The following is a 14,358-nucleotide window of genomic DNA, read 5'->3' as shown; positions in this document are numbered from 1 at the left end:
CATCGGACCACTCTGGGCCTTCTCCGCATGCCAGCTGTTCAGCGCATTGCAATTCGCGCGTCATCAGCAAACGGATCCTTACTATATCTTCGCAAGGAGCATCGGTTGCCGGTCGAAATAAGGTGAGAGGTTGTGGGTTCATTGTTCCGCTAAGGCGGACGTATTCGGCCAAGGCCTGCCAGCTAACCGCCTCTCCATTCCAATAGGGAATGGCATCGATATTCAATCGGATCGTATTCACACCCCTATGAGCGGTTTGCATGCTGTTTGGATCCTCTAACCAGTCTGCATCGGGGACTAGGCAACTACGGTTGTCAGTGGAGCATGCTCCGGTCGTCAGGACACTAACCAGGGCTGAGAGGCGAGCAACCACATTCATGCTTAAGTGTTGCCCAGAGCCGTTGTAAACGCAATGTCCGCGTTCCGCCCCTGCGGGACCGACAAGAGCGGCGCCGCTCGCGCCATCACTAGTCCTCCAAATCGCCCTTGATCTGCTGCAGCATCCCCACCGCGCGGGCGGCATAGGGGCCGATCCAGCGGTCGTGGATTTGCTTGATGGGGAGCGGGTTGAGGTGGTTCCAGCGCTCCCGCCCGTCGCGCTTGCCGATGACGAGGTCGGCTTTTTCCAGAACCTTCAGATGCTGCATCACCGTGCAGCGATCGAGCGCCGGGAACTCCGCGCACAACGCTCCCGTGGTTTGCGGCCGATCCTTCAAAACATCGAGGATCGCGCGGCGGATGGGCGAGGCCAAGGCTTTGAATATCCGGTCATTTGCTTCCGACGTCGACATGTTATAGATATATAACATATTTGATCGCGACTCAAGGAGAGGACAGATGGACCTGAAATTCAGCGTATCGGCGCGGATAGCCGCGCCCGTGTCGAAAGTGTTCGAAGCGGTTGCCGACCCCGATCAGCTCTCTCGCTATTTCACCACTGGCGGCGCCAAGGGGCGGCTTGAAACCGGCGCGACCGTCACCTGGGATTTCCACGATTATCCCGGCGCCTTTCCGGTCGAGGTGATCGAGGTCGAGAAGGACCGCCGGATCGTGCTGGAATGGGAAGCGAATGAAGGCGTCCCTGCCGAGGGGGAGCCCGTCGTCGATGCCGGCTACAAAACCCGGGTCACCATGACCTTCGAACCGCTCGACGATGGCCGCACGCTGGTGACGATTGCCGAAGGCGGCTGGCGCGAGACGGAAACAGGGCTCAATGCCTCTTACGGCAATTGCCAGGGTTGGACCCAGATGCTCTGCGCCATGAAAGCCTGGATCGAGCACGGCATCAACTTGCGCGACGGCATGTATAAGTAACTCCCTCTCCCCTCGGGAGAGGGTTGGGTGAGGGTGACAAGGCGGCAAAAGGTCACCCTCACCCTCCCGCTTCGCGGGCCCCTCCCTCTCCCGCAGGGAGAGGGTCACAACCCGAACGGGTAAGTTTCGTCCTCGCCCGGCTTCTGTTCGCCGGGTAGCGGCTTTACCGCATTGGTCTCGTCGAACCAGACCCAGCCGTCGAACTGACGCGGCATGACGGCCTCGCTATAGTGGCTCCAGCGTTCCGTTTCGGGCCGGTAGATGACGCCGATGAAGCGTTGCAGGCGCGGCTCATCCAGCGCCGCCTTCAGCTCCGCGCCAAGGCCGCGAAGGTCGAGCAGGAAGCGGCTTAGGCCCGCCTTGTGCGACATGTCCTCATAACTGCCGCCGAGCGCGGGGCGCACTGTCTTCACCTTCATCGGCGCGTCCCAATCGTCGGCGGCGGCGACGGTGCCCGAATGGGTGCCGAAGCCGAGCAGAACGGCCTGCTTGCCGAACTTCTCCCGGCAGAGTTGCCCGATATTCAGCTCCTCGCGCACCACTCCCATCTCGGTCGCGGCGGCGTTGCCGATATGGCTGTTATGCGCCCAAACGATCGCCTTGGCATCCGGCCCCTTGGCGTCGAGCAGCTGGCAGAGCGTTTCGAACATATGCGTGTCCCGCAAATTCCAGCTTTCCGCCGCGCCACGGTACATGACCCGGTAATAGGCCTCCGCATTCTTGACGAGCCGGGCATTGGCGGCGGCGTCCAGAAATTCGTCGCCATCATCGATCCCGACATATTCGGCGCGGCTCTGCTGCAATTCCTTCAGCATCCGCACGACCTCATCCTCGCAGCGCGCATAGCCTTCCGTAATCGCCATCGCGCCATACGCGGCGGGATTGCGGGAATAAGGCATCAGGCAATTATAGCGCTCCCGCGCCAGCTGCGCCGCCTCCGGATCGACATCCTCCAGATAGCCGATCACCGCCCGGATCGACCCGTTCATGTTGTAAAGATCGAGGCCCCGGAAACTCACTTTGTCTTCGGGCACCCGGCCGTCATTGTGCGTCCGCAGCCAGCGAATGAAATCGTCGACATCGGTGTTGCGCCACATCCAGGTCGGGAAGCGCTGGAAGGCGCGCTCTTCGCCGCGCCGCGCGGGCCTGCGCCGCACGTAGCGATCGATCGTCGCCGCATCGGGCCAGTCCGCTTCCACCGCGACAATGTTGAAGCCGTGCCGTTCGATCAAGCGCCGCGATATGGCCGCCCGCGCCTTGTAGAATTCGGACGTGCCGTGGCTCGCCTCGCCCAGCAGGATCACCTTCGCGTCCGCATAACGGTCGAACAAAGCGGAAAAATCGGGATGGTCGAAATTGGGCAGGGGTTCGGCGGCATCCGCGATCATCTGCGGCAATGTCTTTGGCGCCGTTTCGGCACGATGATCCTGCCAGCCATAAGCCCCGATCAAGGGCACGAAGCGCACGCCGCCCAGATTTTCCATGTCGTAATCGTCTTCGCCCCTGCGCGTGACCTTCACGAGCGTCTGGACGCTATGCGGTTCCCCGAGCGGCATGACGAGGCGCCCGCCGATCTTGAGCTGGGCCTTCAGGATATCGGGCACGCTGGGGCCGCTCGCCGCGGCGATGATCGCGTCGAACGGCGCTTCGGCGGGACAGCCTTCGGTGCCGTCGCCTTCGACGATCCTGACATTGGCATAGCCCAGCCGCCGCATCCGTTCGGCCGCTAGCGCGGCAAGCTCATGGTGCCGCTCGATCGAGACGACATGGTCGGCGACCTTCCCCATAATGGCTGCCGCGTAGCCGGAGCCCGCGCCGATCTCGAGCACCTTGTCGCCCGGCGCCACGCCTGCCGCCTCGATCATCAGGGCGACGATATAGGGTTGGGAAATGGTCTGGTCCGCCTCGATCGGAAGCGGCGAATCCTCATAAGCGAATTCGATCAAATGGTGAGGGATGAATTCCTCGCGCGGCACGGCGCGCATTGCGTCGAGCAAAGGCGCATCGTGAATGCCCCGCGCGGCGATCTGCCGCTCGACCATCTTCTCGCGGGCTTGAGCGAGGTCGGGCATTGAGGGGAAACGAAAAGCCCCGGAGAGGTGTTCCCTCTAAGCCCTCCCCTAGATGGGGGAGGGTTGGGTGGGGGTGATCTACGACGTAGAGCGCGATCTTTCCGGAAGCATCACCCCCACCCCATCCCTCCCCCATCGAGGGGGAGGGAGCTTAGATTAGCCCCGCCAAGGGACTCGACGGATCGGCATAGCGCCGCTTGCCCATTCGTCCGGCGCGATAGGCCAGCCGTCCGCTCTCCACGGCGAGCTTCATCGCCCGGGCCATCAGGATCGGATCCTTCGCCTCGGCGATGGCGGTGTTCATCAGCACGCCGTCGCACCCAAGCTCCATGGCCACGGCCGCGTCGGAGGCCGTGCCGACCCCAGCGTCGACCAGCACCGGCACCTTGGCGTTCTCGACGATCAGGCGGATCATAACCTCGTTCTGAAGGCCGAGGCCCGATCCGATCGGCGCGCCGAGCGGCATGATGGCGACCGCGCCCGCATCTTCCAATTTCTTCGCGGCGATGGGATCGTCGGCGCAATAGACCATCGGCTGAAAGCCTTCCTTCGCGAGGATTTCGGTCGCCCGGAGGGTTTCGATCATGTCGGGGTAGAGCGTCTTCGCCTCGCCCAGTACCTCCAGCTTCACCAATGTCCAGCCGCCCGCCTCCCGCGCCAGGCGCAGGGTGCGTATCGCGTCCTCGGCCGTGAAGCAGCCCGCCGTATTGGGAAGATAGGTGATCTTCTTCGGGTCGATATAATCCATCAGGATCGGCTGATTGCGATCGGAGATGTTCACCCGCCGCACGGCCACGGTCACGATCTCCGCGCCCGATGCTTCCACCGCCGCCGCATTCTGCTCGAAGCTCTTATATTTTCCGGTGCCGACAATGAGGCGCGAGCGGAAGGTCTTGCCCGCCACCGTCCAGCTATCGTCGACCTGGCCCGAATGATCGCCGCCGCCGACGAAGGTCACGATCTCGTAATCGTCGCCATCTTCGATCTTCACTTGCGCGAGGGTCGAGCGCGGCACGATCTCCAGATTCCGCTCGACGGCGACCTTCGCCGGCTCCAATCCCAATTCCAGAGCAAGGTCGGCGATGGTCATGCCGTCCACGACGCGGCGATGCTCGCCATTCACGGTAATGGAAAGAGTGCCGTCGCTGTGCATGGTTGAACCTTGTGGTTGATGTTTGCAGGCGTCCATATAGGAAGCTCGCATGGCAACGCTACCGACGATCTTCGTATTGAACGGCCCGAACCTCAACATGCTGGGCGTGCGCGAGCCGGAAATCTACGGATCGACGACGCTGGACGAAATTTGCGACACCTTGGACGATCAGGCCCGCAAACTGGGCGTCGAGGTCGACATGCGGCAGTCCAATCACGAAGGGCATCTGATCGATTGGCTGCAGGAGGCGAATGCGACAGGGGCCAAGGCGGTGATCCTGAACGCGGGCGGCTTCACCCACACCTCCGTCGCGATCCGCGACGCCGTGAGCGCGATCGCGGTGCCGGTGATCGAAGTGCATTTGTCCAATCCGCAGGCGCGGGAAAATTTCCGGCATCAGAGCCTGATCTCCGCCGTCGCCAAGGGAACAGTCGCAGGATTTGGGGCGCTGGGATATCAGCTTGCTCTGGACGCGGCGGCCCGTCTCTGACAAGGGCAGCCGCTTCAAGGGGAAAAGAGGTTTTTCATGACCGACACCACGGAAGGCGCGATGCAGGTCGATACGGATCTGGTGCGCCAGCTCGCTGAATTGCTCAACGACGGCGATCTTTCCGAAATCGAGGTTCAGGACGGCGAACGCCGCATTGTCGTGAAGCGGCAGATGGGTGCCGTCGTCCAGGCCGCGCCGGTGCAACAGGCCGCGCCTCCGGCCGCCGCGCCCGCCGTTGCTGCACCGGCCGCTTCAGCCGCCGAAGCCGCGCCCGCCAATCATCCGGGCACCGTCAAGTCGCCGATGGTCGGCACAGCCTATCTCTCCGGCGAGCCGGGCGCGAAGCCCTTTGTCTCGCCGGGCGACAAGGTGAATGCGGGCGACACCCTCCTCATCGTCGAGGCGATGAAGGTGATGAACCCGATCGCCGCGCCCAAGGGCGGCACCGTGGTCCGCATCCTCGTCGACAACGCGCAGCCGGTGGAGTTCGACCAGCCGCTCGTCATCATCGAGTAAGGCGGGGCCATGACGATCAAGAAAGTCCTCATCGCCAATCGCGGCGAGATCGCGCTTCGCATCCACCGCGCCTGCCACGAAATGGGCATCAAGACGGTGGCGGTGCACTCCACCGCCGACGCGGATGCCATGCATGTCCGCCTGGCCGACGAAGCCATCTGCATCGGACCGCCGCCGGCGGGCGAGAGCTATCTCAACATCCCCAACATCATCTCGGCGGCCGAGATCAGCCATGCCGACGCGATTCACCCGGGCTACGGCTTTCTTTCCGAAAACGCCCAGTTCGCGGAGATCGTGGAACTGCACAACATCATCTGGATCGGCCCCAAGCCCGAGCATATCCGCACGATGGGCGACAAGGTGGAAGCGAAACGCACCGCCGCGAAATTGGGTCTGCCGCTCGTTCCCGGCTCCGACGGTCCCGTCGAGGGCATAGAGGAAGCCAGGAAGGTTGCGGCGGAAACCGGCTACCCCGTCCTCATCAAGGCGGCGTCTGGCGGCGGCGGGCGCGGCATGAAGGTCGTCCGCTCCGAGGACGAGCTTGAAGCTCAGATGATGCAGGCGCGGTCCGAAGCGAAGAACGCGTTCGGCGACGACACCGTCTACATGGAAAAATATCTGGGCGACCCGCGCCACATCGAATTCCAGATTTTCGGCGACGGCAACGGCAATGCCATTCACCTCGGCGAGCGCGATTGCTCGCTCCAGCGCCGCCACCAGAAGGTGCTGGAGGAAGCCCCCTCTCCCGTCATCAGCGCCGAACAGCGCGCCCATATGGGCGGCGTGGTCGCCAAGGCCATGGCCGACATGGGCTATCGCGGCGCGGGCACGATCGAATTCCTTTACGAAAATGGCGAATTCTATTTCATCGAAATGAACACCCGCCTGCAGGTCGAGCATCCGGTGACCGAGATGATCACCGGCATCGATCTCGTCCGCGAGCAGATCCGCATCGCGGAAGGCAATCCGCTCTCCTGCCGCCAGGAAGACGTGCAGTTCAAGGGCCACGCCATCGAATGCCGGATCAACGCGGAAGACCCCAAGACCTTCGCGCCCTCGCCCGGCACGGTGAAGGGCTTCCATGCGCCCGGCGGCATGCACGTCCGCGTCGATAGCGGCCTTTATGCCGGCTACAAGGTGCCGCCTTATTACGACAGCATGATCGCCAAGCTGATCGTCTACGGCTCCAGCCGCGAACGCTGCATCATGCGCCTGCGCCGCGCGCTCGAGGAATTCGTGATCGAAGGCGACGGCATGAAGACCACCATCCCCCTCCACCGCGACCTGATCCAGGATCCCGAATTCATGTCGGGCGACTATACGATCAAGTGGCTTGAGGAATGGCTGGCGCGGGAAAGCGAATAAGTCGGTTCTGAAAGGCGTGACCGCCTAGCCGCTCCATGTTATTCGGCGGAAGGGGGTCACCATGCGTATCCTGCTTCTCGGCGCCGGGGGTTTCATCGGACGCCATATTATGAGCGAGCTGATCGCCCACGGCCATGACGTGATTGCAGTGGTGCGCCGCGACGCGGGCTTGAGCGGAGCTTTTCCCAATGCACGTTTCCGGTCGATGGACCTTGCGGCAGCAATCGATCCGTCGGCATGGACCGAGCCACTCCGGGGCGTGGACATCGTCATCAACGCCGCGGGTGTGCTGCGTGGTTCCGACATGGTGCCAGTGCATGTCGCAATGCCGGGAGCCTTGCACGAAGCCGCCCTTGCCGCCGGGGTGCGGCGCGTCGTCCTCATCTCCGCGATCAGCGCACGGCCCGATGTCGATACCGATTATGCGCAATCGAAGCTCGAGGGGGAAGCCGCATTAAAGGCATCAGGCGTTCCTTGGACGATCCTCCGTCCGTCGCTCGTCTATGGCGATGGCTCCTATGGCGGAACATCTTTACTGCGCGGAATGGCCGGTCTGCCGTGGCGCATTCCCCTGCCCAGTCGGGGCGACTTCCCCTTCACGCCCATCCACGCTGCCGATCTTGCCCGATCCGTGCGGCAGATATGCGAGGACGCGGCCTTTACCGGACAGATACTGGAGCCTGTGGGGCCGGAAACCCTCAGTCTCGCGGATTTGCTCGCCCGCTATCGTGCTTGGCTCGGTTTCGGCCAGGCCCGCTTTCTGCACATTCCGATCCCCGCGATGCGCCTGTTCGGCAGGATTGGCGACGTCATGAGCAGCGGCCCGGTTTCGACTAACAGCCTCGTCCAGCTGATGGCAGGAAATGCGGGCAGCAGCGCGGACTTCGCGAAGGCAATGGGATGGATGCCGCGCAGCCTCGGCAAGGCTCTGGCAGCACGACCGGCTGAAGTGCAAGACCGCTGGCATGCGCGCCTCTTCTTTCTTGCGCCCGCGATCAAGGCCGTTCTCGTCTTTCTATGGCTTGCCTCCGCCTTACTCGGCTTCGTCTATGGCCGCGCGGCGACGGAAGCTCTGGCCGTAGCTGCTGGCTTAGCGGGAAGCTGGGTTTCCCCGCTTCAAATGGGATCAAGCCTCCTCGACCTAGCTGTCGCTGCCCTGTTGCTCTTCGACAAAAACAGGCGTTTCATAACACTCGCCCAACTCGTGGTGGTCGCGGGTTATACGATCATGATCGGGACGCTGTTGCCGCACCTTTGGGCCGATCCCTTTGGTGCATTGCTCAAGAATATCCCGATCTTGGCTCTCATTCTCGTCCATGGGGTCATCGGAGACCGGCGATGAGTGATTATTATCTGCTCCTCAAATGGGTCCATATCCTGAGCTCCACCATATTGTTCGGTTTCGGCGCGGGGACGGCCTGGTATCTTTGGGCGGCGCATCGAACCGGCGATCCCCGCATTATCGCCAGTGTCGCGCAAATAGTGGTGAAAGCGGACTGGATATTCACGGGCACCAGCGGTGTGGTGCAACCGGTGAGTGGCGTTCTCCTAGCCTCCGCATCGGGCTATGCGCTGAACGAGGGATGGCTTCTGCTAACTTATGCTTTGTACCTCCTCGCTTTCACCTGCTGGGCCCCCGTCGTCGCGCTTCAGATAAGGGCGCGGCGCCTGGCCGAAGAAGCTGCGCGCGAGGGAACCGCGCTGGACGAACGATACCAGCGTACGATGCGGCTCTGGTTTCTGCTCGGCTGGCCCGCTTTCCTCTCGCTCATCGCGGTTTATTGGCTAATGGTCGCCAAACCAGCGCTGTAACAAGCGGCGTTTCTTAAGTGCGGAGCCTCTTCATGAAAGCCACCATCTACCACAATCCCAAATGCGGCACCTCCCGCAAGACGCTTGACATTCTGAACGAGGCGGGCGCCGACGTGACCGTGGTCGATTATCTGAAGAACCCGCCTGCGCGAGAAGAATTGCAACGCCTCTACGAACGCGCCGGCATCACCCCGCGTGAGGGATTGCGCGCCAAAGAGCCGCTGGCGGAAGAATTGGGGCTAACCGCAGCGGATGTCAGCGAGGCGACGATTCTCGATGCGATGCTGGCCCATCCGATCCTGATCCAACGGCCCATCGTCGAAACCGAAAAGGGCGTGAAACTCTGCCGTCCGCAGGACGAAGTGCGGCAACTCCTCTAAAAGCGTAGCGGCACTTGTCCGGGAGGCTTGATCTCAAGGACAGGCAGCCCACAATCCCGGCATGAGTCTGACGCCCGATCTGCTGCTTCGCGCTTATGCCATCGGCGTCTTTCCGATGGCGGACAGCCGCGATGCGAGTGAGGTTTATTGGGTCGAGCCCAAGAAGCGCGCGATCATCCCGCTCGACACCTTCCGCCTCTCTCACTCCCTCCGCAAAACTGTGCGGGGCGGGCGGTTCGCGGTGACTTCCGACGCCGCCTTCACCGATGTCGTGCGCCTTTGTGCCGCGCGCGAGGAGACGTGGATCAACCCCGAAATCGAGGAAAGCTATGCCGCGCTTTTTCAGGCCGGTCATGCGCATAGCATCGAATGCTGGGACGATGGCGCGCTCGTGGGCGGTCTTTACGGCGTGTCGCTCGGCCGCGCCTTTTTCGGCGAGAGCATGTTCTCGCTGCGCACCGACGCGTCGAAGGTCGCGCTCGCCTGGCTCGTCGCTCGATTGAAAGCGGGCGGCTTCACCCTGCTCGATTGCCAGTTCATGACCGATCACCTCCGCAGTCTCGGTGCGGTGGAGATCAGTCAGAAGGATTATATCGGATTGCTTTCGGCCGCCTTGTCGGAGGGTTCGGAAGGGGGCGACGTTGCCGGCACGGGCGAAGGCGCCGCATCTTCCGGCGCCGACTTCGGGGCGCTCGACCGGTTGCTGGAAGAAGCGTCGCGCGACGGCGCGGCGGTCCCCGCGGGATGGGTCATCGCGCAGCTTTTAGGCCACACGTCGTAGACCGGATGCTCGACGACGTTGAGCGACGGCGTTTCCTTGTACAGCCAGCCTGAAAAGACGCGCTTATAGACGCCGTCCGTGTTCGGCACGTCCAATTGGACGAAGGCGCCGGTCAGGATCTGCACCTCCCAGGGCGCGGTCGTCTCGCACGCGCGCAGCCGCACGATGACATCGCCGACCCGCACCGCCTGACCGGGCTTCAACGTCAGGTCGCGCTGGATGCCGTTTCGCTTGTTGAGGAAGCCGAGCACCGCGACGCGTTCCGCCATCGGCGTGGTGCCGGGCGCCAATGTCTCCACCGTCTGGGGAATGTCGACCGTTTCAGGCTCGCCGGACAGGTCGCGCCGCGCGCGCTCCGGCACGCCCCGGTCGCAACCGGCCAGCGCCAGTCCGGCCACCAGAAGGGGCAGAAGCGCCCCTATCTTGTCGCGGCAGCAGCCCACCGGTCAGTTCGGAGTCCAGGCTTCGTAATCGCCGCTCGCGGCCTGGCGGCGGCCGCCCCGCTCCAGCGCGCCGGAGGGACGATAGGCCTGCGCCGTGCCGGTCAAATTGCCGGTCGCGGGCTTTTGGAACGGGCGGACCGGCGGCAGGGCGTCGTCGGGCAACCCGTCAATCTGCCTGTGGATCCAGGCATGCCATTCCGGCGGAATGGCGCTCGCATCATTCTCGCCCGCATAGATCACCCAGCGCCGGCCGTCCTTCTTGCCTTCATAATAGACATTGCCGGCCGAATCGGTGCCGACCTTGCGCCCCGTCCGCCAGCTGTGAAGCGCGGTGCCGATGGTGGCGCCGGTCCACCAGGTGAATATCTTCTTGAGCATGGCTTCCGCCTAGCGCCGATGGGGATGGAAGAAAAGCCTTACCAGCTGACCTTGTCGCCCGCCTCGATGCCAAGTTCGGCCGCGCGCCCGCCCGCGAGTTCGAGAACCGCCGCGACCGGTTCGGAGGATTGAACGGGGGTCAGCGAATGGGGAATGGTATTGGCCGCGATGCTCGAAATCGTGCCATCCGCGCGGATGAAGACCATGTCGAGCGGGATGAGCGTATTTTTCATCCAGAAACTCGCGATGCGCGGCTCCTCGAAGGGAAAGATCATGCCCGCGTTGGGGGCGAGCGTCTGCCGGTACATGAGACCCTGCCCCTGCTCTTGAGGCGTGGCCGCGACTTCGACCTGGAACAGGTGGGCGCGGCCGTCGGCGCGGATGGTGAGCGGCACGACCCGCAGCCCCGCTTCCGATCGGACCGGAGCGGTCGGCTGTGCCTGCGGCTGCGCATTGCACGCCGTCGTGCTGGCAAGGAGGGCGAGGGAAAGGGCGGCAAAATGAGGGTTCATACGGGCTCCACGGCAACGGCAAGCGGCCCTTTGCGGCCGACGGCGATCCGCGCCCGAAGCATTTGATCGGGCAAAAGATCGACGAGTCCCCCCTTTCGCACAGTTTCCATGTGAACGAAAATGTCTTGAGACGGATCGGCCTCCCGAAACACGAAGCCGTAGCCCTTCAGGCGATTGAACCATTTGACCGTCACCGCCTCGAACGGTCCCGCCGCGTCGATAAGGGCGATGGGGTCGACGCGCTCGGCGATGCTGGCGCGCGGCGTTTCCGGCATCACCGCGTCGGTGAGGTCGATCGACAGGATGCGGCGCGCCTGAAGGCCGCGTTGCTCTGCGGCGACCATGCACGTCACCCGCGCGCCTTCGGGTAGGCTGCGGCGGCCATGTTCCTTCAATATGCTGAAGTGGATCAGGACATCACCATCGGCGCCGTCGCTGACGACGAAACCGAAGCCACGGGTCGCATCGAACCATTTGACGACGCCCTCGACGATTTCGGCGTCGGTTTCGGCCTCTGCCGCGACGTGTACGTCCTCAGCGCAAAGAGAGGCCGTCATACCGCCTTCCTCGTCCTTTTCACGCGGTATCATACGCGATCCACCCTGTTTTATGAACAGGTATCACGGGTCATGGTTAAAAGGAATATTTTCCGGCCTCCTCGCCGGAACTGTCCTCTTCCGGAACGTCGCCCGGCATGGCGTCCACCACCCGGCGCGCCACATCGAGACCATGGCCGGCGCGCAGCATCGCGGCCAGCGCCTTCTCCCGCCCCGGCCGGTCCGGAACGGCGGAGGCGAAGGGCCCGATCCGCTTGCGCCGCGCAAAGGCGAGGGCCGCACTCAGCTGGCTGCCCGCGGCGATGGACCGGGCTTCTTCGCCTTCCTCCTCGCCGATACCCGCCGCGCGCAGGCTTTCATGCACCCGGCGCGGGCCGTAACCCTTGCGGCCGAGCGATGCGGCGCGCGCTGCGGCAAAGGCGCGGTCGTCGACATAGCCGAGGCGTTCGATCCGCTCGACCAGCGCCTCGACCGGCGCCGCATCATCACCTTGCCATCCGCGTTCGGCAATTTTGCGATGGAGATAGGCGCGCAGCTTCGCGCGACTGGTGGCATAGCGCCCCACATAATGGAGCGCGAGTCGTTCAAGGCCCGCGGCATCGATGGGCGGCCTTGCACTTTTGTGCCGACGATGGTTCACGCGCCATGATTGTGCCACAGTCGGGCCGAAATATGAACGCGGCTTGTGGCGTAACGGGCAATATGAAGAGATGAAACCGGCTGGCCGGTCCATCGTCTATTGAGGAAATATTCCAACGTCATGAAAAACGGTGAAAATTCCGCTCTCGCGCGCAAGCTGCCTGCTGGCGGGGATATGATCCCGACCGCGACCGGCGACGATCTTCCGCGCCGGTTCGCCGATTTCGATACGCTCGGCGACGCCCTCGATTATGCCGCGACCGGTAAAAGAGGGCTTAATTTTCACGATCCGCGCGGCCAGCTCGCCCGCCCTTATCCATTCCGCGCGTTGCGCGACGATGCCATCCAGGCCACTTATCGCCTGATCGCCCATGGCGTGAGGCCGGGGGACCGCATCGCGCTCGTCGCCGAAACCGGCGCCGAATTCGCCGCCCTTTTCTTCGGCGCCGTCTATGCGGGCGCCTGGCCCGTGCCCTTGCCGTTGCCGACTTCGTTCGGCGGCAAGGACAGCTATATCGACCAGCTCGCCGTCCAGCTCAAAAGCTCGGACGCGCGCATCCTCTTCTATCCGGCCGAGCTTGCCGCCATGGCCAGCGCCGCAGCCGAAGCGCAAGGCGCCGAGGGGATCGATTGGGAGAGCTTTGCGGAGCGCCCGGCACCGGCCGCCGATCTTCCAAAGGCCGATCCGGACGACATCGCCTATCTGCAATATTCCAGCGGCTCGACGCGTTTCCCGCACGGCGTCGCGGTCACGCACCGCTCGCTCCTCAACAATCTCGCCGCACACAGCCATGGCATGCGGCTTCAGGACAGCGACCGCTGCGTGTCCTGGCTCCCTTGGTATCACGACATGGGCCTTGTCGGCTGCCTGCTCTCTCCAGTCGCGAACCAGGTGTCGACCGATTATTTGAAGACCGAGGATTTCGCCCGCCGCCCGCTCGCCTGGCTCGATCTCATCAGCCGCAACGAAGGCACGACGCTCAGCTATTCGCCGACCTTCGGCTACGACATCTGCGCCCGCCGCATGTCGAGCCAAACCAAGGCGTCGGATCGCTTCGACCTGTCGCGTTGGCGCGTCGCGGGGAACGGCGCGGACATGATCCGTCCGGATGTCATGCAGAGCTTCGTCGACGCCTTCGCCGACGCGGGCTTCAAGGCGTCGAGCTTCCTCCCCTCCTATGGCCTGGCCGAAGCGACGCTCGCCGTGACCATCATGCCGCCGGGCGAGGGCATCGTCGTCGAGCTGGTGGAGGAACATCTCCTCGCCGGCGGCGGGGAAGCCGACAAGAACAAGCCGCAGCGTTTCCGCGCCATCGTCAATTGCGGCAAGGCCGTGCGTGACATGGACGTCGAGATCCGCGACGAGGACGCCGGCGCCCTGCCGGACCGCGCGATCGGCAAGGTGTGGTGCCGCGGCCCATCCGTCATGGCCGGCTATTATCGCGACCCCGAAGCGACGGCGGCCTGCATGGCCGGCGGCTGGCTCGACACGGGCGACATGGGCTATTTGTCGGACGGCTATCTCTACATCGTCGGCCGGGCGAAGGACATGATCATCATCAACGGCAAGAACCATTGGCCGCAGGATATCGAATGGGCGGTCGAGCAATTGCCGGGCTTCAAGGCGGGCGATATCGCCGCCTTCGCCATTACGACGCCGGGCGGCGAGGAAACCCCCGCCGTACTCGTCCAATGCCGGACGTCGGACAATGAGGAGCGGAGCCGATTGCGCACCGAAATCCGCGAACGGGTTCGCGCCATCACCGGCATGAATTGCGTCGTCGAGCTCGTCCCGCCGCGGACGCTGCCGCGCACCAGCTCCGGCAAATTGAGCCGGGCGAAGGCGCGCAACCTCTATCTCTCCGGAGAGATCCAGCCCTACGACATCGCAGCCTGACACTTCTGCCGCCAATGCGAAAAAGTGGCCTCGATTGAGCGGCTTTTCA

General features: G+C 63.5%; 16 protein-coding genes and 1 pseudogene. 9 read left to right on the top strand and 8 right to left on the bottom strand.

Annotation, left to right across the window (positions count from 1 at the left end; translation table 11 throughout):
- Positions 1-467: 467 nt before the first annotated feature.
- Positions 468-791 (bottom strand): ArsR/SmtB family transcription factor, encoded by a 324-nt coding sequence (locus tag IC614_RS00755; protein WP_200971859.1) that lies wholly within the window; start codon positions 789-791, stop codon positions 468-470.
- A 46-nt stretch (positions 792-837) separates the two neighbouring features.
- On the opposite strand from IC614_RS00755, the gene IC614_RS00750 reads away from it, so the two are divergent.
- Complete coding sequence (locus IC614_RS00750; RefSeq protein WP_200971858.1) at positions 838-1,314, top strand: SRPBCC family protein; 477 nt, start codon at positions 838-840, stop codon at positions 1,312-1,314.
- A gap of 104 nt (positions 1,315-1,418) precedes the next feature.
- On the opposite strand, the gene IC614_RS00745 is transcribed toward IC614_RS00750, so the two are convergent.
- Positions 1,419-3,386 carry a protein-L-isoaspartate(D-aspartate) O-methyltransferase gene (locus IC614_RS00745; protein WP_200971857.1) on the bottom strand — a complete coding sequence of 656 codons (1,968 nt, stop codon included), beginning with the start codon at positions 3,384-3,386 and terminating at the stop codon, positions 1,419-1,421.
- A 151-nt stretch (positions 3,387-3,537) separates the two neighbouring features.
- Entirely contained in the window at positions 3,538-4,539 is a 1,002-nt protein-coding gene (thiS, locus tag IC614_RS00740) for a sulfur carrier protein ThiS (protein WP_200971856.1), read from the bottom strand.
- Between the two features lie 49 nt (positions 4,540-4,588).
- On the opposite strand from thiS, the gene aroQ reads away from it, so the two are divergent.
- The 7 genes from aroQ (at position 4,589) to aat (ending at position 9,883) form a co-directional block, all read left to right on the top strand.
- A complete protein-coding gene (gene aroQ / locus IC614_RS00735; protein ID WP_200971855.1) occupies positions 4,589-5,029 on the top strand; it encodes a type II 3-dehydroquinate dehydratase in 441 nt (146 codons plus the stop codon).
- 36 nt (positions 5,030-5,065) lie between these two features.
- On the top strand, positions 5,066-5,545 hold the full coding sequence (gene accB, locus IC614_RS00730; RefSeq protein WP_200971854.1) for an acetyl-CoA carboxylase biotin carboxyl carrier protein: 480 nt from the start codon (positions 5,066-5,068) through the stop codon (positions 5,543-5,545).
- A gap of 9 nt (positions 5,546-5,554) precedes the next feature.
- Entirely contained in the window at positions 5,555-6,910 is a 1,356-nt protein-coding gene (accC, locus tag IC614_RS00725; RefSeq protein ID WP_200971853.1) for an acetyl-CoA carboxylase biotin carboxylase subunit, read from the top strand.
- Positions 6,911-6,971: 61 nt separating this feature from the next.
- On the top strand, positions 6,972-8,252 hold the full coding sequence (locus IC614_RS00720) for an SDR family oxidoreductase (protein WP_200971852.1): 1,281 nt from the start codon (positions 6,972-6,974) through the stop codon (positions 8,250-8,252).
- Positions 8,249-8,722, top strand: a complete 474-nt coding sequence (locus IC614_RS00715) for a DUF2269 family protein (RefSeq protein WP_200971851.1) — start codon at positions 8,249-8,251, stop codon at positions 8,720-8,722. Before IC614_RS00720 ends, IC614_RS00715 begins: the two co-directional genes overlap by 4 nt.
- 32 nt (positions 8,723-8,754) lie before the next feature.
- A complete protein-coding gene (arsC, locus tag IC614_RS00710; RefSeq protein ID WP_200971850.1) occupies positions 8,755-9,102 on the top strand; it encodes an arsenate reductase (glutaredoxin) in 348 nt (115 codons plus the stop codon).
- Positions 9,103-9,163: 61 nt separating this feature from the next.
- Positions 9,164-9,883: a leucyl/phenylalanyl-tRNA--protein transferase gene (gene aat / locus IC614_RS00705; protein WP_200971849.1), complete on the top strand. Its 720-nt coding sequence runs from the start codon at positions 9,164-9,166 to the stop codon at positions 9,881-9,883.
- Positions 9,884-9,918: 35 nt separating this feature from the next.
- Here the strand turns inward: aat and IC614_RS00700 are convergent.
- The 5 genes and pseudogenes from IC614_RS00700 to IC614_RS00680 form a co-directional block, all read right to left on the bottom strand.
- Positions 9,919-10,152, bottom strand: a pseudogene (locus IC614_RS00700) (DUF2155 domain-containing protein); the annotation flags it as partial.
- Between the two features lie 177 nt (positions 10,153-10,329).
- Positions 10,330-10,704 carry an NADH:ubiquinone oxidoreductase subunit NDUFA12 gene (locus tag IC614_RS00695; protein WP_200971848.1) on the bottom strand — a complete coding sequence of 125 codons (375 nt, stop codon included), beginning with the start codon at positions 10,702-10,704 and terminating at the stop codon, positions 10,330-10,332.
- Positions 10,705-10,742: 38 nt separating this feature from the next.
- Entirely contained in the window at positions 10,743-11,216 is a 474-nt protein-coding gene (locus IC614_RS00690; RefSeq protein WP_200971847.1) for a DUF192 domain-containing protein, read from the bottom strand.
- Entirely contained in the window at positions 11,213-11,806 is a 594-nt protein-coding gene (locus tag IC614_RS00685) for a cold shock domain-containing protein (RefSeq protein ID WP_226372676.1), read from the bottom strand. The genes IC614_RS00690 and IC614_RS00685 overlap by 4 nt, the downstream gene beginning before the upstream one ends.
- Before the next feature lie 43 nt (positions 11,807-11,849).
- Complete coding sequence (locus IC614_RS00680; protein ID WP_226372675.1) at positions 11,850-12,431, bottom strand: RecX family transcriptional regulator; 582 nt, start codon at positions 12,429-12,431, stop codon at positions 11,850-11,852.
- A gap of 102 nt (positions 12,432-12,533) precedes the next feature.
- Here IC614_RS00680 and IC614_RS00675 point away from each other — a divergent pair, with 102 nt between their 5' ends.
- The gene (locus IC614_RS00675) at positions 12,534-14,309 is read left to right on the top strand and encodes a fatty acyl-AMP ligase (RefSeq protein WP_226372674.1); all 1,776 of its coding nucleotides are present in this window, start codon (positions 12,534-12,536) and stop codon (positions 14,307-14,309) included.
- Positions 14,310-14,358 lie beyond the last annotated feature (49 nt).

It is taken from the genome of Sphingosinicella flava, assembly GCF_016025255.1.
Classification (GTDB): domain Bacteria; phylum Pseudomonadota; class Alphaproteobacteria; order Sphingomonadales; family Sphingomonadaceae; genus Allosphingosinicella; species Allosphingosinicella flava.
The sequence above is the reverse complement of the archived record's forward strand: the minus strand, read 5'-3'. Positions and strand labels throughout refer to the sequence as shown.

Excerpts from the sequence above, each read along its gene's own strand:
- IC614_RS00695 (WP_200971848.1), bottom strand. The coding sequence starts at position 10,704 with ATGCTCAAGAAGATATTCACCTGGTGGACCGGCGCCACCATCGGCACC.
- IC614_RS00685 (WP_226372676.1), bottom strand. The coding sequence starts at position 11,806 with ATGATACCGCGTGAAAAGGACGAGGAAGGCGGTATGACGGCCTCTCTT.
- IC614_RS00755 (WP_200971859.1), bottom strand. The coding sequence starts at position 791 with ATGTCGACGTCGGAAGCAAATGACCGGATATTCAAAGCCTTGGCCTCG.
- arsC (WP_200971850.1), top strand. The coding sequence starts at position 8,755 with ATGAAAGCCACCATCTACCACAATCCCAAATGCGGCACCTCCCGCAAG.
- IC614_RS00750 (WP_200971858.1), top strand. The coding sequence starts at position 838 with ATGGACCTGAAATTCAGCGTATCGGCGCGGATAGCCGCGCCCGTGTCG.
- IC614_RS00715 (WP_200971851.1), top strand. The coding sequence starts at position 8,249 with ATGAGTGATTATTATCTGCTCCTCAAATGGGTCCATATCCTGAGCTCC.
- IC614_RS00745 (WP_200971857.1), bottom strand. The coding sequence starts at position 3,386 with ATGCCCGACCTCGCTCAAGCCCGCGAGAAGATGGTCGAGCGGCAGATC.
- aroQ (WP_200971855.1), top strand. The coding sequence starts at position 4,589 with ATGGCAACGCTACCGACGATCTTCGTATTGAACGGCCCGAACCTCAAC.
- aat (WP_200971849.1), top strand. The coding sequence starts at position 9,164 with ATGAGTCTGACGCCCGATCTGCTGCTTCGCGCTTATGCCATCGGCGTC.
- IC614_RS00720 (WP_200971852.1), top strand. The coding sequence starts at position 6,972 with ATGCGTATCCTGCTTCTCGGCGCCGGGGGTTTCATCGGACGCCATATT.
- accB (WP_200971854.1), top strand. The coding sequence starts at position 5,066 with ATGACCGACACCACGGAAGGCGCGATGCAGGTCGATACGGATCTGGTG.
- IC614_RS00675 (WP_226372674.1), top strand. The coding sequence starts at position 12,534 with ATGAAAAACGGTGAAAATTCCGCTCTCGCGCGCAAGCTGCCTGCTGGC.
- IC614_RS00690 (WP_200971847.1), bottom strand. The coding sequence starts at position 11,216 with ATGAACCCTCATTTTGCCGCCCTTTCCCTCGCCCTCCTTGCCAGCACG.
- thiS (WP_200971856.1), bottom strand. The coding sequence starts at position 4,539 with ATGCACAGCGACGGCACTCTTTCCATTACCGTGAATGGCGAGCATCGC.
- accC (WP_200971853.1), top strand. The coding sequence starts at position 5,555 with ATGACGATCAAGAAAGTCCTCATCGCCAATCGCGGCGAGATCGCGCTT.